At 63.4% G+C, this 22,505-nt stretch carries 22 protein-coding genes and 1 tRNA gene; 17 read left to right on the top strand and 6 right to left on the bottom strand.

All coding sequences use genetic code 11. From position 1 onward, the window contains the following. Positions 1 to 9: 9 nt before the first annotated feature. The 3 genes from F8A90_RS16500 to F8A90_RS16490 form a co-directional block, all read right to left on the bottom strand. Positions 10 to 771 carry an RluA family pseudouridine synthase gene (locus F8A90_RS16500; RefSeq protein ID WP_200018045.1) on the bottom strand — a complete coding sequence of 254 codons (762 nt, stop codon included), beginning with the start codon at positions 769 to 771 and terminating at the stop codon, positions 10 to 12. A 196-nt stretch (positions 772 to 967) separates the two neighbouring features. Then, positions 968 to 3,910 carry an RNA polymerase-associated protein RapA gene (rapA, locus tag F8A90_RS16495; RefSeq protein ID WP_200018036.1) on the bottom strand — a complete coding sequence of 981 codons (2,943 nt, stop codon included), beginning with the start codon at positions 3,908 to 3,910 and terminating at the stop codon, positions 968 to 970. A 138-nt stretch (positions 3,911 to 4,048) separates the two neighbouring features. Continuing rightward, positions 4,049 to 4,906: a TlpA disulfide reductase family protein gene (locus F8A90_RS16490; protein ID WP_200018034.1), complete on the bottom strand. Its 858-nt coding sequence runs from the start codon at positions 4,904 to 4,906 to the stop codon at positions 4,049 to 4,051. 176 nt (positions 4,907 to 5,082) lie between these two features. Here F8A90_RS16490 and F8A90_RS16485 point away from each other — a divergent pair, with 176 nt between their 5' ends. Continuing rightward, positions 5,083 to 5,343: a hypothetical protein gene (locus tag F8A90_RS16485; protein WP_166020070.1), complete on the top strand. Its 261-nt coding sequence runs from the start codon at positions 5,083 to 5,085 to the stop codon at positions 5,341 to 5,343. Positions 5,344 to 5,357: 14 nt separating this feature from the next. Here F8A90_RS16485 and F8A90_RS16480 read toward each other — a convergent pair whose 3' ends face one another. From F8A90_RS16480 to ispB, 3 genes are all read right to left on the bottom strand, one after another. Then, positions 5,358 to 5,588 (bottom strand): hypothetical protein, encoded by a 231-nt coding sequence (locus F8A90_RS16480; RefSeq protein WP_200018033.1) that lies wholly within the window; start codon positions 5,586 to 5,588, stop codon positions 5,358 to 5,360. A gap of 122 nt (positions 5,589 to 5,710) precedes the next feature. Beyond that, a tRNA-Pro gene (locus F8A90_RS16475) sits at positions 5,711 to 5,787 on the bottom strand. A gap of 136 nt (positions 5,788 to 5,923) precedes the next feature. After that, entirely contained in the window at positions 5,924 to 6,913 is a 990-nt protein-coding gene (gene ispB / locus F8A90_RS16470) for an octaprenyl diphosphate synthase (protein ID WP_166020071.1), read from the bottom strand. Between the two features lie 283 nt (positions 6,914 to 7,196). Here ispB and rplU point away from each other — a divergent pair, with 283 nt between their 5' ends. The 16 genes from rplU (at position 7,197) to F8A90_RS16390 (ending at position 22,495) form a co-directional block, all read left to right on the top strand. Further along, a complete protein-coding gene (gene rplU, locus F8A90_RS16465) occupies positions 7,197 to 7,508 on the top strand; it encodes a 50S ribosomal protein L21 (RefSeq protein WP_043335971.1) in 312 nt (103 codons plus the stop codon). A gap of 33 nt (positions 7,509 to 7,541) precedes the next feature. After that, positions 7,542 to 7,799 (top strand): 50S ribosomal protein L27, encoded by a 258-nt coding sequence (rpmA, locus tag F8A90_RS16460; RefSeq protein ID WP_043335969.1) that lies wholly within the window; start codon positions 7,542 to 7,544, stop codon positions 7,797 to 7,799. Positions 7,800 to 7,924: 125 nt separating this feature from the next. Beyond that, positions 7,925 to 9,121 carry an Obg family GTPase CgtA gene (gene cgtA, locus F8A90_RS16455; protein ID WP_166020072.1) on the top strand — a complete coding sequence of 399 codons (1,197 nt, stop codon included), beginning with the start codon at positions 7,925 to 7,927 and terminating at the stop codon, positions 9,119 to 9,121. Between the two features lie 203 nt (positions 9,122 to 9,324). Next, complete coding sequence (proB, locus tag F8A90_RS16450) at positions 9,325 to 10,506, top strand: glutamate 5-kinase (protein ID WP_200018032.1); 1,182 nt, start codon at positions 9,325 to 9,327, stop codon at positions 10,504 to 10,506. A 279-nt stretch (positions 10,507 to 10,785) separates the two neighbouring features. Beyond that, positions 10,786 to 11,052, top strand: coding sequence for a 30S ribosomal protein S20 (gene rpsT, locus F8A90_RS16445; protein ID WP_043335965.1), 267 nt, complete (start codon positions 10,786 to 10,788; stop codon positions 11,050 to 11,052). 279 nt (positions 11,053 to 11,331) lie between these two features. Further along, on the top strand, positions 11,332 to 12,828 hold the full coding sequence (gene murJ / locus F8A90_RS16440; protein WP_233593669.1) for a murein biosynthesis integral membrane protein MurJ: 1,497 nt from the start codon (positions 11,332 to 11,334) through the stop codon (positions 12,826 to 12,828). A gap of 140 nt (positions 12,829 to 12,968) precedes the next feature. After that, a complete protein-coding gene (ribF, locus tag F8A90_RS16435; RefSeq protein ID WP_166020075.1) occupies positions 12,969 to 14,102 on the top strand; it encodes a bifunctional riboflavin kinase/FAD synthetase in 1,134 nt (377 codons plus the stop codon). An 11-nt stretch (positions 14,103 to 14,113) separates the two neighbouring features. After that, positions 14,114 to 16,945: an isoleucine--tRNA ligase gene (gene ileS / locus F8A90_RS16430; RefSeq protein ID WP_200018030.1), complete on the top strand. Its 2,832-nt coding sequence runs from the start codon at positions 14,114 to 14,116 to the stop codon at positions 16,943 to 16,945. A 118-nt stretch (positions 16,946 to 17,063) separates the two neighbouring features. Continuing rightward, a complete protein-coding gene (lspA, locus tag F8A90_RS16425; protein ID WP_233593367.1) occupies positions 17,064 to 17,591 on the top strand; it encodes a signal peptidase II in 528 nt (175 codons plus the stop codon). 20 nt (positions 17,592 to 17,611) lie between these two features. Beyond that, a complete protein-coding gene (fkpB, locus tag F8A90_RS16420) occupies positions 17,612 to 18,055 on the top strand; it encodes an FKBP-type peptidyl-prolyl cis-trans isomerase (protein WP_200018025.1) in 444 nt (147 codons plus the stop codon). 59 nt (positions 18,056 to 18,114) lie between these two features. Next, positions 18,115 to 19,083 carry a 4-hydroxy-3-methylbut-2-enyl diphosphate reductase gene (gene ispH / locus F8A90_RS16415; protein WP_166020078.1) on the top strand — a complete coding sequence of 323 codons (969 nt, stop codon included), beginning with the start codon at positions 18,115 to 18,117 and terminating at the stop codon, positions 19,081 to 19,083. A 222-nt stretch (positions 19,084 to 19,305) separates the two neighbouring features. Continuing rightward, positions 19,306 to 19,794 (top strand): type IV pilin protein, encoded by a 489-nt coding sequence (locus tag F8A90_RS17650; RefSeq protein ID WP_166020079.1) that lies wholly within the window; start codon positions 19,306 to 19,308, stop codon positions 19,792 to 19,794. A gap of 73 nt (positions 19,795 to 19,867) precedes the next feature. Next, entirely contained in the window at positions 19,868 to 20,368 is a 501-nt protein-coding gene (locus F8A90_RS16405; RefSeq protein ID WP_200020091.1) for a GspH/FimT family pseudopilin, read from the top strand. After that, the gene (gene pilV, locus F8A90_RS16400) at positions 20,365 to 20,931 is read left to right on the top strand and encodes a type IV pilus modification protein PilV (protein ID WP_200018024.1); all 567 of its coding nucleotides are present in this window, start codon (positions 20,365 to 20,367) and stop codon (positions 20,929 to 20,931) included. Before F8A90_RS16405 ends, pilV begins: the two co-directional genes overlap by 4 nt. Beyond that, on the top strand, positions 20,928 to 21,917 hold the full coding sequence (locus F8A90_RS16395) for a PilW family protein (protein WP_200018022.1): 990 nt from the start codon (positions 20,928 to 20,930) through the stop codon (positions 21,915 to 21,917). The genes pilV and F8A90_RS16395 overlap by 4 nt, the downstream gene beginning before the upstream one ends. Beyond that, entirely contained in the window at positions 21,917 to 22,495 is a 579-nt protein-coding gene (locus F8A90_RS16390) for a pilus assembly PilX family protein (RefSeq protein ID WP_200018017.1), read from the top strand. The genes F8A90_RS16395 and F8A90_RS16390 overlap by 1 nt, the downstream gene beginning before the upstream one ends. Positions 22,496 to 22,505 lie beyond the last annotated feature (10 nt).

Genomic DNA, 22,505 nt, shown 5'->3' with positions numbered 1-22,505 from the left:
AAGGCAGTGCTAGAAGGGCAGTGGCGCTTCCAGCACCAGTGGTGGGGCATCGCTGTCGCTGGTTGGCGGAATCACCAACCGCTGTGCATGCAGCAACAGGCGTGGACTGGCATTGAGTGCCGCCCCACGCGCATAGAAGCCATCACCGATGATCGGGTGGCCGAGTGCCAACATATGCAGGCGCAGCTGATGCGAACGGCCGGTATGCGGTGTGAGCTGCACTCGGCTGGCGGCGAGAGTCTGAGGAGTACCATCCGGGCGCTGGCCCTCGAGCGTCAGACGCTGCTCGACCCGATAATGCGTCAGTGCCGACTTGCCATGCGTGAAGTCGACGATCTGACGCGGTCGGCGTGGCCAGTCGCAGCGCAGCGGCAGGGCGATGCTGCCCTCGGCGGGCGTGAGATGCCCTGCTACCACGGCCAGGTAGCGTTTCTCGAGGGCGCGCGACTGGAAGAGCCGCGACAGCCGCCGCTGGCCCTCGACATTGCGTGCCACCAGCAGCACCCCGGAGGTCGCCACGTCCAGACGGTGCACGGCGCGGGTATCGTCGCTCAGCTGGCACAGGCGCGAATGGACACTGTCGAAGCGCGAGGGATCACGCCCCGGCACGGAGGGCAGCTCGGCCGGCTTGTCGATCGCCCACCAGTCATCGCCCGCCGCCAGTAGCGATAGCCCCACCCTTGCGACACGCTCGCCTTCCTCGGCCAGGCGCTCTCCCTGCCAGCTCTGCCCTGACGCTGCCTCGTCGCTCTCTGGATGTGATCTCGCCATTGGGGTGCTCTGTAGTAGTGAAACGATAGGATGAAACGAAAGGGATGATGGGAGGTGGAGCAGGGCAGAGAGTAACGCTTTCGACGACGTACAACGAAATGCGCCCCACTTGCCAATGGCAGGTGGGGCGCATGCTGTTCAGTGGCTGGCAGTCTCGTGTTGCTCAGCGCTGCCAGCCATCATTGCAGCGGACGGATCAACGTTCGTGAGCATCCACGGTGACGATGACACGCACGCTATCCAGACGTAGACGGGTGGTCTCGATGGCGCCATCCAGCGCGGCACGCTCCTGACGCAGCGCTTCGAGCTCTTCCTCGCGCACGGCCGGGTTGTGGCTGGCCAGGGCTTCCAGGCGCGCCAGTTCGGCACTGAGCTGCTCGCGCATCTGTTGCTGGGCCTGCTCGACGATGGTCGGCAATTCGCGCTCGGCTTCCTGCTCGGCATCGCTCATCAGCTTGCGCAGCGTGGCGTGGCTCTGCTTGATCAGGTCGCGTGCGACCGCCTTCTTGACCGGCTTGAGGTTCTTGGCCAGACCACCGAAGGACACCTTGTCGGACAGGTTGCTGCCGGTTTCATCCAACAGGACGCGGATGGCGGTCGGCGGCAGGAAACGTCCCAGACGCAGGCCGCGCGGCGCGGTGGACTGGGTGCGGAACACCACTTCCGTCATCAGGCGGCCACCGGGAATCGCCGGGTGCTTGAGCAGCGCCAGCGCGGTGTTGCCCATCGAGCCGTCCAGGATGCGGACCAGCATCTCGCGGACCAGCGGGTGCTCCCACGACAGATGCTGCACGTCTTCGCGTGACAGCGCGGTGGCGCGGTCACTGGTGACGCTGAAGCCTTCCTCGCCCTTCACCAGCCCTGGCAGGCCGTCGAGCATGTGCGGGCCTGGTGCCAGATAGGTGATGCCATCGCCGAGGTCCCGGCTCTCGATGCCGAAGATGTCGAAAGCGCGCTCCAGATAGCCGGGCAGCGCCTTGTCGTTGTCCAGCGTCTCGATGGCGGCGATGACTTTCTCGGCGCGCTCGTGACGGCAGGCATTGAGTTCCAGCAGGCGGTTGCGGCCGGACTGACGCTCTTCCTGCAGGGCATCGAAGCGCTCGCGGGTCTGCTCGATGATGCTGTCGATCTCTTCGCTGTCGAGCAGGGCCTCTTCCAGCTCGTCGCCGAACTGGGCGTAGAGCTCGCTGCCGATGCCGTGCGGCGCGCTGAAGGCGTCCATGCCATCGCGGTACCAGCGCAGCAGCTGGGCGCCCGGCGAGCCTTCGAAGACCGGCACGTGGATCTCGATCGGGAACTGCTGACCGATGCGATCCAGACGCCCGATGCGCTGTTCGAGCTGGTCCGGGTGTACCGGCAGGTCGAACATCACCAGGTGGTGACAGAACTGGAAGTTGCGACCTTCCGAGCCGATTTCCGAACATACCAGCAGCTGCACGCCTTCCTCTTCGGAGGCGAAGGCCGCGGCGGCACGGTCACGCTCGACCAGGCTCATGCCCTCATGGAAGACCGGCGCATGCACGCCGCCCAGCACGCGCAGGCCTTCGGACAGCTCACGCGCGGTATCGGCGGTATGACAGATCACCAGCGCCTTCTCGTTGCCGAGGTCGGTCAGGGTTTCCAGCAGCCACATGACGCGCGGGTCGATCTGCCACCAGGGTTCCGCGTTCATGCGGTCATCGGGCAGGGCGCGATACATCTCGTCGAGGAACAGCACCACCTCGGGGTGGTTCATGCCGGTCTCGATCAGCAGGTCATCGAGATAGTCCTCGTCACGCTCCAGCTTGCGCACCACGCGACGATAGGAGGAGGGCAGTTCCAGCTCGTGGACATGCAGGCGACGCTCGGGGAAGCCTTCGACATGGGTGCGTGAGTTGCGGAACATCACGCGGCCGGTGCCGTGGCGGTCGAGCAGCTGGTCACGCAGCTGGCGACGCGCGCTGTCGCGCTGGGCATCGTCGGCATCGCTGTCCATCAGGGTGTCGAGCAGGGCGCGGCTGTCGCTGTCATCCAGCACGCTGGCGAGGCTGTCGAGACCGGACTGATCGGCGGGCAGCGCTTCCAGGGCGTCGATGGCGCTGGCGACGGCCACATAGCCTTGTTCTTCGGCCTTGAAGCGCTCGATGTCGTGATAGCGCTCCGGGTCGAGCAGGCGCAGGCGTGCGAAGTGGCTTTCGAGCCCCATCTGCTCCGGCGTGGCGGTCAGCAGCAGCACGCCGGCGGTCTGACGGGCGAGGGACTCGACACAGGCGTAGCCCGGGCCGACCTTGTCTTCGCTCCAGTCGAGGTGGTGGGCCTCATCGACGATCAGCATGTCCCAGTCGCAGGCGGCAGCCTGGACCTGACGCGACGGGTTGGCGAACAGCCAGTCCTGGCTTGCCAGGATGATCTGATTGCCTTCGAAGGGATTGCTCGTGCCATAGGCCTTGCACTGCTCCTCATCGAGCAGCGAGACCTCCAGCGCGAAGCGGCGCAGCATTTCGACCAGCCACTGGTGAGTCAGGCTTGCCGGTACCAGAATCAGGGCGCGACGCGCACGACCGCTGAGCAGCAGGCGATGCAGGATCAGGCCGGCTTCGATGGTCTTGCCCAGGCCGACTTCATCGGCCAGCAGTACGCGCGGCGCGTGACGGCGCGAGACTTCATCGGCGATGTACAGCTGGTGCGGTACCAGGTCGACCTTGGGGCCGGACAGTCCCAGCGCCGGGCTCTGCTCGACACGATGGAAGTGACGCAGGGTGCGGTAGCGCAGGTCGAACCAGTCATTGCGGTCGACCTGGCCGGTCAGCAGGCGGTCACGTGCCTGATTGAACTGCATCTTGTCGTTCAGGCGGGCTTCGGGAAGCTCGATGAGCTCGCCGGCATGCTCGCCGCCGCGCTCACAGATGTAGACGATCTGGCCGCGCACTTCCTTGAAGTCATCGACGATCAGCCATTCGCCATCGTCGGACTGGATGCGGTCGCCATTGCCGAAGGCCACCCGGGTAAGGGGCGCTTCGCGCAGACTGTAGGTGCGGGTTTCTTCGCTGGCGGCAAAGAGCACGGTGACGGTGCGGAAGTCGACATTGAGGATGGTGCCAAGGCCGAGATCAGCCTCGCCGTCACTGATCCAGCGCTGACCGGGAATGAAGTCGCTCATGAAGCCTCGGGGTAGGACAAAGACGGGAATCGGGAATACAGGGGCGCGGTATCTTACCGGATCAGACGCCGTGGCTTAAGCGCCTTTTCTTCCAGCGAGCGTCTTTGTCGCATCGAGCGAGGCCAGCGGCGTGTCGCACTATGGTTGTGACGCCGGTAGCAGGGTGTCCAGCTGGGCGCGGCTCAGCTCGCCGACATGACGCTCGATCAGCTGTCCGTCGCCATCGAAGACCAGGGTCGCGGGCAGTCCCGGCGCCTCGGCCAGTGCCATCAGTTGCATGGCGGGGTCGAGCAGCGCGTACTCGAGCGTCAGCTGCTCGCTGTTCAGAAAGCGGGTCACCGCCAGTGCCTGCTCGCCCTGATTGGCCAATACCACGGTGACGCCGGGTCTCTGATCGGCCTCTGCCAGCAGTGGCATCTCGCGTCGGCAGGGCGGGCACCAGGTGGCCCACAGATTGACGATCACGCGCTCGTCCTGGATGTCATTCAGCGCCACGGGGCGGCGGTCCAGATGATTGAGAGTGATGGCAGGCATCGCGTCGATGGCGGAGTCGTTGCCCAGCGGGTCGAGTTGCTTGAGTCCGAGGAAGGCGGTCAGCCCCAGGATCAGGCTGCCCAGCGCGATGACCTGGCGAATCGTGCCATGCTGGCGCAGCAGCCACAGGCTGGCCAGGGTCGCGACCAGCATGCCGCCGAGCAGGTGGTAGCCCGGTTGCCACAGCTTGAGGATATCCAGCGGTGCCTGCTGATAACTTGCCCAGTGCAGGGCGACATGAGTGAGGCGTGCGCCGATCACCCAGCTGACCAGCATGCGATTGAACCAGTGCGAGGGGCTCAGCGGGCGAGAGTCATGAGCGGGCGCGGACGTACCCCTGGCGTGCATGCGTGTCAGCAGACGCATCAGCAGCGAGAACTCGATCAGCATCACCAGGGCTGCCACGAAGGCATAGAGGCGTTCGACGGAAATCAGGGCAGGGCCCAGGGCGATGGCATCCATGCGGTTATCCTTTGGCGGTGTCCGGGGAAGCGTTCAGGGCAGCTATGCCTGTCGGCCTGCATGTGGCAAGCGCGCTGCAGGCGCGAGGCTCGAGTATGCGATAATCGACGGACTTCGACATCCACGCCTCGCGCTGAGCATTGCTCTGCCGCCGAGGACGCTCCAAGGATATCCTCATGCTGTCACATCATTATGACCGTAGCCGTGCGATCGCCGTTGCCAGTCAGGCCACCGGCCTGATCGCCATCGTCGCGCTGGAAACCTGGCTTGGCGATGCCGCCCGCCCTTGGCAGGGGCTGGTGTTCGCCTTGATGCTGGCCTTCGGTCTCGGCCTTGCCCTGCGCAGTTACTACCTCAAGCAAAAGGCCCGCCGCGACCGAGAGCGTGCTGGTCGCGAGCGGGCCCGCAAGGCGAGTGATACCTGGATGTCCGATTGAGGCAGGTGAGCGACTCAGTAGCTCTGCAGTCGGTAGCCTTCACGCTCCATGCAGTACTTCAGCAGCGTCTGTTTCTCGTTGTCTGACTTGTCAGTCAGGCCAAGTTCGTACTGGCAGCCGGCCCAGGTGTTGTGAGCCTCCGTGCTGTTGGTGCCGGGCTTCTCCCATTGGGTACGGGTAGAGGCGCAGGCGGAGAGCAGGGACGTGAGCAGCAGGGACAGCATGGCAAGGCGCAGTGTGTGCATGTGGCATCCTGAGGGATGTAAGGCGTTGGAGGGGAGTTTGTCACTGGGCAGCATGAGCCGCAGGAAAACCTTCCAGCATCAAAAAAGCCGCTGATCAGTGATCAGCGGCTTTTTCAGATATCTGGTCGGAGTAGCAGGATTCGAACCTACGACCTCTGCCTCCCGAAGGCAGCGCTCTACCAAGCTGAGCTATACTCCGATGCGTCGTGAGCTTGTCTCGACGGAGGTGAATTATACGCAGGCAGCTTTGCTTTGCAAGCCCTTGAGGTCAAAAAGTTTTATCTGAGTCTCAAGGGGCAATTCGGCTGTCGAGATGATGACTGCCTCGAGTGCGATCAGGCCTGGCGGCCGACGCTCAATAGCGCGATGCGCTCGAGGCTGTCGCGGAATTCGCTCTCCGGCAGCGCCTTGAGCTCGTTCAGGGCGTTGTCGGCCATCTCCTGTGCGCGGCTGCGGGTATAGTCGAGGCCACCCGTGAGGCGCACGACTTCCAGCACCTCGTCGAGCTGCTCCAGCCCACCTTTCTCGATGGCGCCGCGCACCAGACTGGCCTGCGCCGGGCTTCCGACCTGCATGGCGCGAATCAACGGCAGGGTCGGCTTGCCTTCGGCCAGGTCATCACCGACGTTCTTGCCCATGGTCTCGGCATCGCCCTGATAGTCGAGCAGATCATCGATCAGCTGGAAGGCGAGGCCCAGATAGCGGCCATAGTTCTGCAGTGCGCCGACCTGTGCAGGCGTGACGCTGTCGTCGGTTTCCCTGGCCAGAATCGCGCCGGCATGCGCGGCCGCCTCGAACAGCATGGCGGTCTTGCCGTGGATGGTCTCGAAGTAGGCGGCTTCATCGATGTCGGCGTTGCCGATATTGGTCAGCTGCAGGACTTCCCCTTCGGCGATGGTGCAGGTGGCGGCGGAGAGAATCGCCATCACGTCCATCGAGCCGACCTCGACCATCATCTGGAAGGAACGCGAATAGAGGAAGTCACCGACCAGCACCGAAGGCGCATTGCCCCAGGTGTCATTGGCGGTGGAGCGACCGCGACGCAGACTGGATTCATCCACGACATCATCGTGCAGCAGGGTCGAGGTATGCATGAATTCGATCAGCGCGGCCAGATGAACGTGTTTCTCGCCTTGATAGCCCAGTGCGCGGGCTGCCAGCAGCACCAGCACCGGGCGCAGGCGTTTGCCACCACTCTGGATGATGTACTGACCGATGGTCTGGACCAGCGGCACGCGCGACTCGAGCTGCGCGAGGATGGTGCGGTCGACGGCGGCGAAGTCATCTGCCACTGCCGCGTGAAGGGTCGATGCGTCGGCTTGCATGAGATCGTCGTGCCCGTAGCGAGAGGTGAGGCCGCCGTGGCGTGCCGTTTGGCGGTAATGCTATGGGGCACCCCTATGGCCGTCAAGGCGTGCACCCGCGCAAGGACGGTGGCTGGCGGCCGATTGGTCGCGTAAACCTTGACATTGCTTGTCGGTCGCGGCACGTGGCGCTATAATACGCGGCCGTGACTCATCCCGCTCCCTGTCAGATGGCTCCAGAAGGGGCGCCACTCGCAGCAGGCCACCCAAGAGCACACCCTTGATGAGTCCGATGGAGAGAATCATGTACGCAGTTATCAAGAGCGGTGGCAAGCAGTACCGCGTTCAGGAAGGCCAGACCCTGAAGCTCGAGAAGCTTGAAGTCGCGACTGGCGAAGCTATCCAGTTTGACGAAGTCCTGATGGTCGCTGAAGGCGACGACATCAAGGTCGGCGCTCCGCTGGTTGAAGGTGCCAAGGTTTCTGCCGAGGTCGTGTCTCACGGCCGTGGCGACAAGGTCACCATCATCAAGTTCCGTCGCCGGAAGCACTCCATGCGTCGTGCGGGCCACCGTCAGTGGTTCACCGAAGTCAAGATCACTGGTATCTCTGCTTAATTGCAGCGCTACCCACCATAGGAGAATTATCCAATGGCACATAAGAAGGCGGCGGGCTCTACCCGCAACGGTCGCGATTCTGAATCCAAGCGCCTTGGTGTGAAGCTGTTCGGTGGCCAAGCGGCTATCGCCGGCAACATCATCGTGCGTCAGCGCGGCACCCGTTTCCACGCTGGTACTGGCGTTGGCATCGGCAAGGACCACACTCTCTTCGCTCTGGCCGACGGCCACGTGAAGTTCGAGACCAAGGGTCCGAAGAACCGCAAGTTCGTCAGCATCGTTTCTGCCTGAAGCGTCTGACAGCTTACGCAGACTGCTCGATGCCCCGGTGTCGCATGGCAGTCTGCAAGGAAGCCCCGCTCAGGCGGGGCTTTTTTGTCGCATGACGGCCCGGGTCGTCGTCAGGAGAGAGCAGCATGCAGTTCCTTGATGAAGCGTCGATCATTGTAGAGGCCGGACGTGGCGGCAATGGTTGCCTGAGTTTTCGCCGTGAAAAATACGTGCCGCGCGGTGGTCCCGATGGGGGCGACGGCGGGCACGGCGGCAGTGTGTACCTGATCGGGGATGACTCGCTCAATACCCTGATCGACTTCAAGTTCCAGCGCTACTATCAGGCGGAGAGCGGCGATGCCGGTCAAGGCCGTCAGATGGCAGGCAAGGCGGGCGAGGACCTGATCGTCAAGGTGCCGGTCGGCACCACCGTGATCGACGAGGAAACCCTCGAGATCATCGGTGACGTGACGGAAATCGGTCAGCTGTTGCTGGTCGCGCAGGGTGGGCGTCGTGGTCTGGGTAACATCCACTTCAAGTCCTCGACCAACCGCGCGCCGCGCCAGACCTCCAAGGGAACCTGGGGCGAGCGTCGCAACCTGCGCTTCGAGATGAAGGTGATGGCAGATGTCGGTCTGCTCGGCATGCCGAACGCCGGCAAGTCGACGCTGATCCGCGCCGTTTCCGCTGCCAAGCCCAAGGTCGCCAACTATCCGTTCACCACCCTGGTGCCGAACCTCGGTGTCGTGAAGATCGGTAGCCACCAGCACTTCGTGATGGCCGATATTCCCGGCCTGATCGAAGGCGCTGCTGACGGCGCTGGCCTGGGGCTGCGCTTCCTCAAGCACCTGACGCGTACGCGTCTGTTGCTGCACGTGGTGGATATTGCGCCCTATGACGAGAGCGACCCGGCCTATGCGGTCGAGGCGATCCTCAAGGAGCTCAAGAACTTCTCCGCGGCATTGACGGAGCTGCCGCGCTGGCTGGTGATCAACAAGATCGACCTGCTGCCGGAGGACGATCGCGACGCGATGGTCAAGGACCTCGTCGAGCGCCTGGGCTGGGAGGGCGAGCTGTTCGTCGTCTCCGCGGCCAGCGGTATCGGCACTCAGGAGCTGGTGCAGGCCGCTCACCGCTGGCTGGGCGAGCAGCGCCTGCAGCTGGCGGAAGATCCGGAAGCTGCCGAGGCACATGCCGCCCTGCTGGCGCGCATGGAGAACGAGTCGCTGGAGCGCGCTGAAGAGCGCCTGACGCGTCGCAAGCGCAAGAAGGATGACGAAGAAGAGGACGATGACGACTTCAATGACGACGATTACGACGTCGAAGTCGAATACGCGCCCTGAGGTCTCGGTTCGTTCGGTGGCTGTCCTGCGCGACAGCCTCTGAGTAACGAGCGACCCGCTTCGCGATTCACGCCCCGCCCCGAGCCTCATGGTCTCGCGGCGGGGCGTTTTCGTTGTCGGGGCCGGCGAGGAGTGATGACAGCGGGCTGGCGGGAGCAGACAATGGCAAGCAGGGAGGCAGGGCCTGCCGGGCGAGGGATTACATGACAGGAGAGAGCGCGGTGTCGGAGCAGAAGGTGGCGGAAGTGGCGGAACTGGGCAGTCAGACGGGGCGCGAGGCCTTGGCCAATGCACGACGCGTGGTGGTCAAGATCGGCAGTGCGCTGCTGACCGATGACGGCCGCGGGCTGGATGATGCCGGCATCGGCCGCTGGGTCGATCAGATCGCGGCACTGCACGCGCGGGGTGTCGAGGTGATCGTGGTGTCCTCCGGGGCGATCGCCGTCGGCATGTCGCGGCTGGGCTGGTCGGCTCGCCCCAGCGGCGTGCATGAGCTGCAGGCGGCAGCGGCGGTCGGTCAGAATGGCCTGACCCAGTGCTATGAAGAGCATTTCCATCGTCACGGCCTGACCACGGCGCAGATTCTGCTGACCCACGATGACCTCTCCAATCGCAAGCGCTACCTGAATGCACGCTCGGCGCTGCGCACCCTGGTCGACCTGCGGGTGGTGCCGGTGATCAACGAGAACGACACCGTGGTCACCGACGAGATCCGCTTCGGTGACAACGACACCCTCGGTGCGCTGGTCGCCAACCTGCTCGAGGCCGATGCGTTGTTGCTGCTCACCGATCAGGAAGGCCTCTATGATGCCGACCCGCGTCATGACCCGGCGGCCAGCCTGATCGAGGAAGCCCAGGCCGATGACCCGATTCTGGTCAAGGTGGCCGGTGGCGGTGGCGTGCTCGGGCGTGGCGGCATGGCGACCAAGGTGCGCGCGGCGCGTCTGGCGGCACGTAGCGGTGCGCTGACGGTGATCGCCTCCGGTCGTCAGCCCGAGGTGATCACCCGGCTGGCTTCCGGAGAGCGCTTCGGCACGCTCCTGCTGCCAGAGCATGCACCGATCGCGGCGCGCAAGCGCTGGATCGCGGGGCAGCTGCAGGTGCGCGGCACCCTGACGCTGGATGCCGGTGCCGTCAATGTATTGACCACGCGTGGCTCCAGCCTGTTGCCGGTGGGCGTCAGGAAGATCGAAGGCGCCTTCAAGCGCGGTGATCTGGTGCAGTGCGTCGATGAATCCGGTCAGCGCATCGCCAAGGGGCTGGTGAATTACAGCGCCGAAGACGCCGGGCGGATTCTCGGCCTGCCCAGCCATCAGATCGAGGCGACGCTGGGCTATATCGAGGCGCCGGAACTGATCCATCGCGACAACCTCATCGTGCTGTAGCGCCCATGAGGCTTGCTTCCTGGCTCTGTACCTGGGGCAAGCTCAGGCTGGCGATATGCGCTCGGGTCATGCTAGACTCTGCCGTCCTGTCGGGTGCTGGTCCGCCCCGATGGCGAAGGTTTGGCGGGGCTTCCACGTCAAGTCGCTGATTTCTCGAAAGTCTTCACATCAGTGTCGAAAGGCGAGAGATGATCGGACTCGCTGTCGCGGTGCGACAACGTCTTCCAAATTCAAGTTCATGAGTACGCGCCTACGGGTGGACTCATAAGGAGCATCAAAGTGGCAAATTCCAAGCAAGCACGTAAGCGCGCTCGTCAGGCTGAAGTTCGTCGTCAGCACAACTCCGCACAGCGTTCCGCCGTGCGTACCAGCATCAAGAACGTGCTGAAGACCGTCAAGACTGGCGATCACGCTGCTTCCATGGCCGCTTTCAATGTCGCGCAGAAGGTCCTCGACCGTTACGCCGACAAGGACATTCTGTCCAAGAAGAAGGCCGCTCGTCTGAAGAGCCGTCTGAACACTCGCGTCAAGGCACTGGCTGTCTAAGACGTGTGAGTGTGAAAAAACCGGCTTCGGCCGGTTTTTTTGTGTCTGTCTGTCGAGTGGATGACATCGGTGTCAGGTCAGGGAAGCGAGAGGGGTGTCAGGGTGAGCAAGCCGCAGGATGAGTCGCCCGCAGGCGAAAAGGAAGTCAGGGGAGAAGACGGCAAGGCAAAGGCCGCCGCGCAGTCCGCTTCACAGGCGAGTGCCCAGGGCGAGACCCGCTCGGGCGACAGCCTGCCGGTGCGGGGTGGCCTGTTGCGTTCCGGGTTGATCGTCAGTGTGATGACGATGCTGTCGCGCGTGCTGGGGCTGGCGCGCGATGTGACCATCGCATCCCTGCTGGGTGCCGGCAGCGGGGCGGATGCCTTCTTCGTCGCCTTTAAGATCCCCAACTTCATGCGCCGCCTGTTTGCCGAGGGTGCCTTCAACCAGGCCTTCATTCCGGTGCTGTCGGAGTATGCGACCCGCCGGACACGGGAAGAGGTCCGCGAGTTGCTAGACGCCGTCAGCGGCAGTCTTGGTGTCATACTCGCGTTGATCACCGCGCTGGCGATGCTGTGTGCGCCCTGGCTGGTGTGGGTCTTCGCACCCGGGTTCGGTGATGATACCGGCAAGCTGGCACTGACCGGTGACATGCTGCGCCTGACCTTCCCGTATCTGCTGCTGATCTCGTTGACCGCCTTCGCCGGCAGCGTGCTCAATACCTGGAATCGCTTTGCGGTACCGGCCATCACGCCGGTGCTGCTCAACCTGAGCCTGATCGGCGCGGCGCTGTTGCTGGCCCCGCGCTTCGAGACACCCGCCATGGCGCTGGCCTGGGGCGTGTTGATCGCAGGTGGCGTGCAGTTGTTGTTCCAGGTGCCATTCCTGCTGCGGCTTGGCCTGATGCCCAAACCATGGCCGAATTTCGCCCATGAAGGTGTACGCCGCATCCTCAGGCTGATGACCCCGGCGCTGTTCGGTGTCTCGGTCTCGCAGATCAATCTGCTGCTGGATACCGTGCTGGCCTCGTTTCTGGTTACCGGCAGCGTGTCGTGGCTCTATTACTCCGACCGTCTGGTCGAGCTGCCGCTGGGCATCATCGGCATCGCCATCGGGACGGTGATTCTGCCGGCGCTCTCCAAGCGCCACGCCGAGCAATCACTGGAGCATTTCCAGAAGATGCTCGACTGGGCGCTGCGCTCGGTGCTGTTGATTGGTGTGCCGGCGGCATTGGCGCTTGGCGTGCTGGCCGAGCCCCTGCTGATCACGCTGTTCCACTACGGCGCGATGACCGACAACGATGTGGTGATGTCGGCCCAGAGTCTGCGTGCCTACAGCTTCGGCCTGTTGGCCTTCATGCTGATCAAGGTGCTGGCGCCGGGCTTCTATGCGCGTCAGGACACGAAAACGCCGGTCAAGATCGGTATCATCGCGATGGTCGCCAACATGGCCTTCAATCTGGCGCTGATCGTGCCGCTGGCGCATGCCGGGCTCGCGCTGGCCACGGCGCTGTCGGCCTTCCTCAATGCGGGCCTGCTGGCGCGCGGCCTGTATCGTGATGGCGTGCTGCGCTTCCAGCCCGGCTGGGGACGCTATTCGCTGACCCTGATCGGCGGTTGCGCTTTGATGGGCGGCGGCCTGATGTGGCTGTCGCCGGACTGGACCACCTGGCTTGGTTGGGGCCTGTGGGAGCGCTGTGCGATGATGGGAGCTCTGGTCGTCGGCGGTGTGCTGGCCTATGCGGCGTGGTTGGGGCTGTGCGGTGTCCGCCCGCGCCATTTCCGCATGCAGAGCTGAGCCTGCTGCCCGGGTACCACTACCACCCAGGTTGGTGCCCTCGGTTCCAGCTGTTTTCTCCCTGGCGGGGCTACGGTGGCTGTCAGCGCCGTGCCCCTTCGCTATAATCGACCACTTTCGGCGGCTTGTGTGATGCACGCATGGACTTGATCAGAGGACTCCACAATCTCGCCCGCCTGCGCAAGCAGGATGGCAGTCGCGGCTGTGTGGCCACCATCGGCAATTTCGATGGCGTGCATCTCGGCCACCAGGCGATTCTGGAGCAACTTCGCGAGCGCGCGGCAGCCTATGGTCTGCCCGCCACGGTGGTGGTGTTCGAGCCGCAGCCGCGTGAGTTCTTCGCGGGTGACAAGGCGCCGCCGCGGCTGACGCGTCTGGCGGACAAGGTGCGTCTGCTGGGCAGTCATGGCGCCGAGCGCGTACTGTGTCTGCCCTTCAATGAGGCGCTGCGCTCGCTGTCGGCACGTGAATTCATCGAGCAGGTACTGATCGATGGGCTCGGTGTGCGTCACCTGGTGGTCGGTGACGACTTCCGCTTTGGCTGCGATCGCGCCGGAGACTTCGCGTTGCTGGAACGCATCGGCGCCGCCGAAGGCTTTGCGGTGGAGCATACCCGCACCTTCGAGATCGCCGACGAGCGTGTGTCCAGCACCCGCGTGCGTGAGGTGCTGGCCGCAGGCGACATGGCGCTGGCCGCCAGACTGCTGGGGCGTGCCCACCACTGGCAGGGGCGCGTGGTCGCGGACCGCCAGCTGGGTCGCACGCTGGGCGTGCCGACCGCCAACCTGCCGTTGCCGAATGCGCCGCTGGCGGTCTCCGGCGTCTATGCGGTGATGGCGCATCTGGCCGATGGCCGCGACTGCCCGGCGGTGGCCAATATCGGCTGGCGCCCGACGGTCGGCACGCCGCGGCCGGTGCTAGAGGTCCATCTACTGGACTTCGCGGAAGACCTCTATGGCCAGCCGATGCGCGTCAGCTTCTGCGCCTTCCTGCGCGGTGAGCAGCGCTTCGATGGCCTGGAAGCCCTCAAGGCCGCCATCTACGCCGACATCGCCCTGGCGCGACGCTTCTTCGCGCTGGCCGCGGGCGAGACGCCTGCCGGTGACGAGCAGGCGTTGCTCGATTGCATGACCTCGATGGCTGACCTGCCGCTGGCCAGCCGTCCGCTGAGCGCATTGATGACGGATGCGCCGACGGCACCCTTACACGGCACTGCTGAGGTGTCTGATTCCACAGCTCGGGAAGCCCAGGCTTCCCGCCCCCACGACGGCTGACCCGAAAGGCTATGAGCGACTACAAGCACACTTTGAATCTGCCCGATACCGACTTCCCGATGCGCGGCAATCTCCCCAAGCGTGAGCCGGACCAACTGGCGCGCTGGAACGAGATTGACCTCTATGCGCGTCTGCGTGAAGCAGGCAAGGGCCGTCCGAGCTTCGTGCTCCACGATGGCCCTCCCTATGCCAACGGCAATATTCACATCGGTCATGCCGTCAACAAGATTCTCAAGGACATCATCGTCAAGTCCAAGACGATGGCGGGCTTTGACGCGCCGTACGTGCCGGGCTGGGACTGTCATGGTCTGCCCATCGAGCACAAGGTCGAGACGACCCACGGCAAGCATCTCGAGTCCGAGAAAGCCCGCCACCTGTGCCGTGAATACGCCGGCGTGCAGGTGGAAGGTCAGAAGCACGAGTTCATCCGTCTCGGCATCGTCGGTGACTGGGGCAACCCGTACCGCTCCATGGACTTCGCCAACGAAGCCGGCGAGATCCGTGCGCTGGCCGAGATGGTCAAGGGCGGTTATGTCTTCAAGGGCCTGAAGCCGGTCAACTGGTGCTTCGACTGCGGCTCTGCGCTGGCGGAGGCGGAAGTCGAGTACGCCGACAAGACCTCTGATGCCATCGATGTCGCCTTCGCGGCAGATGACAGCGCGGCGCTGGCCAAGGCCTTCGGCCTCGAGTCACTGAGCAAGCCGGTGGCGATCGTGATCTGGACCACCACTCCGTGGACCATCCCGGCCAACCAGGCGCTCAACGTTCATCCGGACTTTGTCTACTCGCTGGTCGATACCGGCGAGCGCCTGCTGGTGCTCGCCGAGGAGCTGGTCGAGGACAGCCTGGCGCGCTTCGGGCTGAGTGGCGAGACGCTGGCGACCGTCAATGGCGCGGCACTGGAGAATCTCAACTTCCGCCACCCGATCTACGATCGTCTGTCGCCGGTCTATCTGGCCGACTACGTCGAGACCGGTGCCGGTACCGGTATCGTCCACTCCGCGCCGGCCTACGGCGAGGATGACTTCCACACCTGCCGTCGTTACGGCATGAGCTTCGACGAGATCGAGAGCCCGGTGCAGGGCAACGGTGTCTACGTGCCGGACCTGCCGGAATTCGGTGGTCAGTTCATCTGGAAGGCCAATCCGAACATCGTCGCGCGTCTGGAAGAACTCGGCGCGCTGATGGCGCACGAGAAGATCACCCACAGCTACATGCACTGCTGGCGCCACAAGACGCCGGTCATCTATCGCGCCACGGCCCAGTGGTTCGTCGGCATGGACATCGCCGGCACCGATGGCGTGACCCTGCGTGACAAGGCGCTGTCCGCCATCGAGGACACCACCTTCATCCCGGCCTGGGGCCAGGCGCGCCTGAAGAGCATGATCGCCAACCGCCCTGACTGGTGCATCTCGCGTCAGCGCAACTGGGGCGTGCCGATTCCGCTGTTCCTGCATCGCGCCACTGGCGAACTGCACCCTGACAGCGTCGCGCTGATGGAAGCGGTCGCGGATCGCGTCGCCGAGCACGGCATCGATGCCTGGTGGTCACTCGACAGCCAGGAGCTGCTGGGCGATGAGGCCGAGAACTACGAGAAGGTCACCGACACGCTGGACGTGTGGTTCGATTCCGGAACGACCCACTGGCATGTGCTGCGTGGCTCGCACCCGCATGGTCACGATCAAGGCCCGCGTGCCGACCTGTACCTGGAAGGTTCCGACCAGCACCGTGGCTGGTTCCACTCGTCACTGCTGACCGGCTGTGCCATCGATGGCCACGCGCCCTACAAGGCACTGCTGACTCACGGTTTCACCGTGGATGCGCAGGGTCGCAAGATGTCCAAGTCCGTCGGCAACGTGGTCGCACCGCAACAGGTGATGGACAAGCTGGGTGCTGACATCCTGCGTCTATGGGTGTCCTCCAACGACTATTCCGGCGAAATGGCCGTCTCGGACGAGATCCTCAAGCGGACCGCCGATGCCTATCGTCGTATCCGCAACACCTCGCGCTTCCTGCTGTCCAATCTGAACGGCTTCGAGCCCGAGCGTGATGCGCTGGCCTTCGACGACATGCTGGCGCTGGACCAGTGGGTGGTCGATCGTGCCGCCCAGCTGCAGGCACGTGTCGAGCTGGCCTACGAGGAATATCGCTTCCTCGACATCTACCAGCAGGTGCTGACCTTCTGCTCGCGTGAGCTGGGCGGCTTCTATCTGGATGTCATCAAGGACCGCCAGTACACCACGCAGCCGAACTCGCGTGCGCGCCGTAGCTGTCAGACGGCGCTGTATCACGTGATCGAGGCGCTGGCACGCTGGATGGCGCCGATCCTCTCCTTCACCGGTGAAGAGATCTACGCCAACATCCCGGGTCCGCGCAAGGACACCATCTTCCTCGAGACGGCCTACACCGGCCTGACCACCCTGGCGGATGATGCCCCCATGGGGCGTGAGTTCTGGGAGCAGGTGCTGCACGTCAAGCAGGCGGTCAACAAGACGCTGGAAGGCGCGCGCAACGCCGGTCTGGTCAAGAATGGCCTGGCGGCGGAAGTCACCCTTTACGTCAATGACGAGCTCAATACGCTGCTGGCAAGTCTCGGCGACGAGCTGCGCTTCGTGATGCTGACCAGCGGCGTGACCCTGGCGCCTCTCGAGGCGGCTGGCGCGGCAGAAGAGACCGACGTATCCGGCCTCAAGGTGGCGGTCAAGGTTAGCGAGAATGCCAAGTGCGAGCGTTGCTGGCACCACCGTCCGGAAGTCGGCACCCTGCCGGAACATCCGACGCTGTGCAGCCGCTGCGTGACCAACCTGCCGGACGGCGAAGGCGAGACGCGTCACTTCGCTTGATCGCTGATGCGGCCGCGGGATCGTTCAGCCCCCGCTGAGCGCTGATATCGAACGCCGGGCTCTGGCCCGGCGTTCGTGTCTTGCCGGTCGCAGACTCATTTCACGACAGGAAGGTAACATGACGTCTTCTTCACAAGGCCCCGCGACGAATACCCCCTCGGCCGGTAGTGAGCCGATGCGCTCGCCGCTGCGCTGGCTGTGGCTGTCGCTGGTGATCGTGGTGCTGGACCTGGCCACCAAGTGGCTGGCCAGCAGTTCGCTGGTCTATGGTCAGGCCAACGAAGTGCTGCCGATCTTCAATCTGACGCTGCTCCACAACACCGGCGCGGCGTTCAGCTTTCTGGCCGGCCATGATGGCTGGCAGCGCTGGTTGTTTGCGGGCATCGCGGTGGTGGCAGCCATCGGCCTGAGCATCTGGCTTGCGCGCCTCAAGCGTCACGAGACCTTCACCGCGCTGGGCATCGCGCTGGTGCTGGGGGGCGCGCTTGGCAATCTCTATGATCGTGTCGTGCATGGCTTCGTGGTGGACTTCCTGTCCTTCCACTGGGGCAATGCCTTCTTCCCGGCCTTCAATGTGGCGGACGTCGCCATCAGCCTGGGAGCCGTGGCACTGATTCTTGAATCTTTCCGTGGCCGCTCCGAATGAGCGCCACAAGCGAGGTCAGCATGAGCGAGCATCGTATCGCCGATAACATGGAGGTCAGCCTCCATTTCCGTCTGCGTCTGGAAGACGGCACCGAGGTGGACTCCACCTTCGACAAGACACCGGCCACCTTCCAGGTGGGTGACGGCAATCTGCCGCCGGGCTTCGAGCGTTCGATCATGGGCATGGCGGCGGGCGAGACCGGCAGCTTCACGATCACGCCGGAGCATGCCTTTGGTCAGCACAATCCGCAGAACGTGCAGACCGTGGCACGCAAGAGCTTCGATGACGAGATCGAGGTCGGCATGGTGATGTCCTTCGCTGAGCCGTCGGGTTCGGAGCTGCCGGGCATCATCCGCGAGATCGATGAGCGTGACGTCAAGGTCGACTTCAATCACCCACTGGCCGGGCGTACTCTGACCTTCGAGGTCGAGGTACTGTCAGTCGCCCCCGCGACCACGCACTGAGTCTTCTTTTCAAAGGTGCGTTCCCCGTGAACGCACCTCGCCATCAAGCGGAGCCTGTCATGCAGATCAAGCTGGCCAACCCGCGCGGTTTCTGCGCCGGAGTGGATCGCGCCATCGATATCGTCAACGGGGCGCTCGACGTGTTCGGGCCGCCGATCTACGTGCGTCACGAGGTGGTGCACAACCGTTTCGTGGTCGACTCCCTCAAGGAGCGCGGCGCCATCTTCGTCGAGGAACTGCACGAAGTGCCGGATGACGTCATCGTCATCTTCTCGGCGCACGGTGTCTCGCGTGCCGTGCAGGAAGAGGCCGAGCGTCGCAACCTCAAGGTCTTCGATGCCACCTGTCCGCTGGTGACCAAGGTGCACATGGAAGTCCTGCGCTATGCGCGCAAGGGCCAGGATTGCGTGCTGATCGGTCATGAGGGCCACCCGGAGGTCGAGGGCACCATGGGCCGCTATGACACTTCCAGGGGTGGCACCATCCATCTGGTGGAAGACGAGTCCGATGTGGCGCGTCTGGAGGTCAAGGACCCGGAGCAGCTGGCCTTCGTCACCCAGACCACGCTCTCGATGGATGATACGGCGCGGGTGATCGACGCGCTGCGCGAACGCTTCCCGGCGATTCAGGGCCCGCGCAAGGATGACATCTGCTACGCGACCCAGAATCGTCAGGACGCCGTGCGCATGCTGGCGGAAGCCTGCGATGTGGTGCTGGTGGTCGGCAGCCCCAACAGCTCCAACTCCAATCGCCTGCGCGAACTGGCCGAGCGCATGCAGACCCCGGCCTGGTTGATCGATGATGCCGAGCAGATCGAGGCCGCCTGGCTCGAGGGTATCGGCAGTATCGGTATCACCGCAGGGGCCAGTGCACCCGAAGTGCTGGTGCAGGGTGTGATCGATCGTCTGATGGCGCTGGGAGCCTCGGCACCCGAGGAGCTCGAGGGTCAGGAGGAAAACATCGTCTTCTCCATGCCCAAGGAGCTCAAGGAGCGCTTGATCGCCTCGGATCAGATTCGCGAGCTGTAACGCCTTGTAAGTTTCTGCCAGTGAAGAAGCCGCGACCCCGTCGCGGCTTTTTTGTGCACGCCATTCGCAATTTGCCATTCAATTCAGCATTTTCTTGTATAAGTGACAGCATTTCTGAGCTAGATCGTTGATCCATTTGGCACGCATTGAAAAAAAAATGTAATGCGCAGTTACCAAAATGATACATAATAGAGGTATGGTTCGTATTCTGGAGAATTCCCCATGCCGCGACTGTTGTCGGTCACCGGTGTCAGCAGTGCAGTTGCACGCCGTGAGCCGAAACCGGGGCGCGGGGCATCTGGCAGACGTCGGGCTCAGGGCTTCACCTTGATCGAGATGATGATGGTGGTCGCGATCATCGGCATTCTGGCGGCGGTCGCCATACCCTCCTATCTGGGTTATGTGGAGCGCAGCTGGCGCTCCCATGCCCAGCAGGCGCTGGGGCAGCAGGCCAGACAGCTGCATGGCTTCTACTATCAGAATTTCTCCGAGGCACCCGTGGGGGATGATGACCAGCCGACGGATGGCGTCAGCCGTATAGAGGACAGCGGTGGCAATCTTCGCTACCTGATCACGTATCGCAGTCTGTCTGCCTCGGCCTTCGTCCTGCAGGCGACGCCTCAAGGGGCACAACTCAATGATGACTGCGGCGTGCTGTGGATGGATCAGGACATGAATACCGGTGCCGAAGGAGGAGGCCGGTGCTGGTGATGGTGGGCCCCACAAGACAGACTCGAGTCCGGCATGGCCGGTCGACCCCTAGCGGCAAGGAGAAGTACCTCTCATGCGCCAATCCCGTGGTTTCACCCTGATCGAGCTGGTCGTGACAGTGGCGATCATTGCCATCATCGCGACCTGGGCGGTGCCGGCCTGGCAAGGTCTGGTGCAGCGCTCTCAGGTGGAGTCCGATGTGCGTGCCCTGACCCATGCGCTCGGCATGGCGCGCAGCACCGCCACCACGCGCGGTGTGGATGTGAGTGTCTGTCCCTATGCGCCGAGTGTTGCCACCCCCGATCCCACGACTTGCGACGACGATTGGGCGAATGGCTGGGTCGTCTATGTCGGGAGTACTTCCAACTTCACCCTCGACGACCGCCTGTGGATCCATCAGGACAGCAATGCGGTTGCCCAGTCGGGTGGTGCCTCCAGGATCACCTATAACGATCGCGGCACGCTGACTAGTGGCAACAGTACGCTGGTGTTCTGTGCGGCATCCAATGCGACCTCTGTGGTAGTGGCGCCTTCAGGCCGTGTTCGTCTTGAATCAGGAGGGGACTGCTCATGACAGCATCGCTGATGATCACATCCCTCAAGCAAGCCCGGCAGCCGAGAGCGCTGAGGAAGACATTGCTGTCTCGCCTGCAACGGCGTCGTTCCGCTCGTCACTCTCAGCGCGGCGTCGGCCTGATCGAGGCGCTGGTCGCGGTCATGCTGCTGGGGGTTTCCCTGCTGGGCCTGGGGTTGTTGCAAGTTCAGACGCTACAGCATCAGCGCGTCAGCTACAGCAATACCGTGGCACAACTGCTGTCGCTGGACATGGCCGAGCGTATCCGCGCCAATCTTGAGGCCATCGATCAATATGATGATGCCGACACCACCGATGCGCCGGCGGATGGATGCAGTTCGGATTGCGTGCCCGCAGAGCTGGCGGACCAGGACATCATTGATTGGCGTGACGCCATCATCAGCTCCACGTTGACCAGCGGCGTCGGCAGTGTGGAAGTCGACGAGCGTGTTGTCGGCGGCGCCGGTATCGGCGTTCATGATGTGAGTGTCCAGGTACAGTGGAGTGACCCCATCAGCGGGGGAGTTGACCAGCAGACCTATCGTTTTGAGGTAGAGCCATGAATCGCTGTTCCCCTGAATCGGTCCGCCGACGCTTGGCCCCCGACACCGCCCGTTCTCATGGCTTGAAGCGCCAGGCGGGCGTGGGGCTTGTCGAGCTGATGATCAGCCTGGTGCTGGGGCTGCTGATCACGGCGATGGCGGTGCAGATGTTCTCGACCTCACGCAGCACCGTGAGTACCCAGGAGGCGCTTTCCTATCTGCAGGAATCGGCCCGTTACGTGTCCTTCCGGCTTCAGCCGCTGATGCGCAATGTGGGCTACGCAGGCTGTGCCAATAGCCGCGATATCACCAATGCCAGCTCAGTGGATGCATCACACGACCTCACAGCGCCTTTCGGTGGTCAGCAGCGTACCCAGCGGGGCCTCAGCTATTTCAATCTGACGTTCGTCGCTGCCAGCAAGGATGGCGATGAAACCACGCTGACCAGCAGCATGACGTCACTGGGCGGCCCTCTGTCCGTGCGCAATGGTAGCGAAGATGCCTTCGTGACCAACGAGTATGCGCTGGTCAGTGATTGCAGCAGCACCGATGTCTTCAGGGTGTCGGGCACTACCCAGGGCAATGTGGAAACCAACGACACCCTGTCACGTTCCTACGGCAGCTCTCAGTCCTCGAATGCCTATCTCTACCCGGTACAGGCCTGGGAGCTACGGCTGGATGACCAGGCCAACGATTCTTCGGTGCGTTCACTGTATCTCGACCGTATCGATGCCAATTTCGCGCGCGAAGAGCTGGCTTCCGGCGTCGAGGGATTCGATGTCAGTTTCAGCCTGGATACCACCGGCAATGGCAGTGTCGATCGCGTCAAGGTGCCGGCCGCCACGGTGCGCAGCGAAGGCCGTTGGGATGAGGTGCGTCGTATCGAGATCGCTCTGACGCTCGAGAGCCTGCCGGGAGTGGTGCCGGGCGGGGATAACGATGGCCGTTTGACGCGAACCTTCAATCTCACGTTCACACCGCGCAACCTTCAACTGAGGGGCAGCTGATGAATGCATCGTCTTCACCGTCCAGAGTCTGCGCGGCCACCCGGGGGCCAGCACGTCAGCAAGGCATCGCCTTGCTGATCGTGTTGGTGATGCTGGTCGTGATCGGTCTGCTGGCCGTCACAGGGGTCGAGGACAGTCAGCTGCAGACACGCATGGCCGTCAACAGCCGAAACTTCGAGCAGTCCTATTACAACGCGGAAACCAGCCTGAGCATCGGTGAGCGTGCGCTGCAGGAAAGCCTGGAGGATGGCACCTGGAGCCTGAACAGCTTTGATGACTCGCCTGGCCTGATGCTGGCACTACCCGAGGATGCACCGCCGATCAATCCGCTCTCGGAAGCGGATTGGCAAGCCAGCGGTATCCAGACGCTGGACAGTGATACCGGCGCGGTCATCGGGGCCTATGTGATCGAGTATCTGGGCAAGGTCGGCGAGCCGCCGCTGAATGCCAGCAACGAAGTGAATGCGGTGGGCACGCGCCTGGATGCCTTCCGTATCAACGCGATGGGCACAGGAGGCGGCAATGGTGCCTCCTGGACAGTAGTGCAAAGCGAGATGGAACTGGGCCCTTACTTCTGAGAGGAGCATG

It is taken from the genome of Cobetia sp. cqz5-12, from assembly GCF_016495405.1.
GTDB lineage: Bacteria > Pseudomonadota > Gammaproteobacteria > Pseudomonadales > Halomonadaceae > Cobetia.
Note: the sequence above shows the minus strand (reverse complement) of the source record. Positions and strands in the feature narration are given on the sequence as shown.

What these genes read in the sequence shown, in the direction of transcription:
- F8A90_RS16500 (WP_200018045.1), bottom strand. Translation starts at nt 771, where the DNA reads ATGGCGAGATCACATCCAGAGAGCGACGAGGCAGCGTCAGGGCAGAGC.
- rapA (WP_200018036.1), bottom strand. Translation starts at nt 3,910, where the DNA reads ATGAGCGACTTCATTCCCGGTCAGCGCTGGATCAGTGACGGCGAGGCT.
- F8A90_RS16490 (WP_200018034.1), bottom strand. Translation starts at nt 4,906, where the DNA reads ATGGATGCCATCGCCCTGGGCCCTGCCCTGATTTCCGTCGAACGCCTC.
- F8A90_RS16485 (WP_166020070.1), top strand. Translation starts at nt 5,083, where the DNA reads ATGCTGTCACATCATTATGACCGTAGCCGTGCGATCGCCGTTGCCAGT.
- F8A90_RS16480 (WP_200018033.1), bottom strand. Translation starts at nt 5,588, where the DNA reads ATGCACACACTGCGCCTTGCCATGCTGTCCCTGCTGCTCACGTCCCTG.
- ispB (WP_166020071.1), bottom strand. Translation starts at nt 6,913, where the DNA reads ATGCAAGCCGACGCATCGACCCTTCACGCGGCAGTGGCAGATGACTTC.
- rplU (WP_043335971.1), top strand. Translation starts at nt 7,197, where the DNA reads ATGTACGCAGTTATCAAGAGCGGTGGCAAGCAGTACCGCGTTCAGGAA.
- rpmA (WP_043335969.1), top strand. Translation starts at nt 7,542, where the DNA reads ATGGCACATAAGAAGGCGGCGGGCTCTACCCGCAACGGTCGCGATTCT.
- cgtA (WP_166020072.1), top strand. Translation starts at nt 7,925, where the DNA reads ATGCAGTTCCTTGATGAAGCGTCGATCATTGTAGAGGCCGGACGTGGC.
- proB (WP_200018032.1), top strand. Translation starts at nt 9,325, where the DNA reads ATGACAGGAGAGAGCGCGGTGTCGGAGCAGAAGGTGGCGGAAGTGGCG.
- murJ (WP_233593669.1), top strand. Translation starts at nt 11,332, where the DNA reads ATGACGATGCTGTCGCGCGTGCTGGGGCTGGCGCGCGATGTGACCATC.
- ribF (WP_166020075.1), top strand. Translation starts at nt 12,969, where the DNA reads ATGGACTTGATCAGAGGACTCCACAATCTCGCCCGCCTGCGCAAGCAG.
- ileS (WP_200018030.1), top strand. Translation starts at nt 14,114, where the DNA reads ATGAGCGACTACAAGCACACTTTGAATCTGCCCGATACCGACTTCCCG.
- lspA (WP_233593367.1), top strand. Translation starts at nt 17,064, where the DNA reads ATGACGTCTTCTTCACAAGGCCCCGCGACGAATACCCCCTCGGCCGGT.
- fkpB (WP_200018025.1), top strand. Translation starts at nt 17,612, where the DNA reads ATGAGCGAGCATCGTATCGCCGATAACATGGAGGTCAGCCTCCATTTC.
- ispH (WP_166020078.1), top strand. Translation starts at nt 18,115, where the DNA reads ATGCAGATCAAGCTGGCCAACCCGCGCGGTTTCTGCGCCGGAGTGGAT.
- F8A90_RS17650 (WP_166020079.1), top strand. Translation starts at nt 19,306, where the DNA reads ATGCCGCGACTGTTGTCGGTCACCGGTGTCAGCAGTGCAGTTGCACGC.
- F8A90_RS16405 (WP_200020091.1), top strand. Translation starts at nt 19,868, where the DNA reads ATGCGCCAATCCCGTGGTTTCACCCTGATCGAGCTGGTCGTGACAGTG.
- pilV (WP_200018024.1), top strand. Translation starts at nt 20,365, where the DNA reads ATGACAGCATCGCTGATGATCACATCCCTCAAGCAAGCCCGGCAGCCG.
- F8A90_RS16395 (WP_200018022.1), top strand. Translation starts at nt 20,928, where the DNA reads ATGAATCGCTGTTCCCCTGAATCGGTCCGCCGACGCTTGGCCCCCGAC.
- F8A90_RS16390 (WP_200018017.1), top strand. Translation starts at nt 21,917, where the DNA reads ATGAATGCATCGTCTTCACCGTCCAGAGTCTGCGCGGCCACCCGGGGG.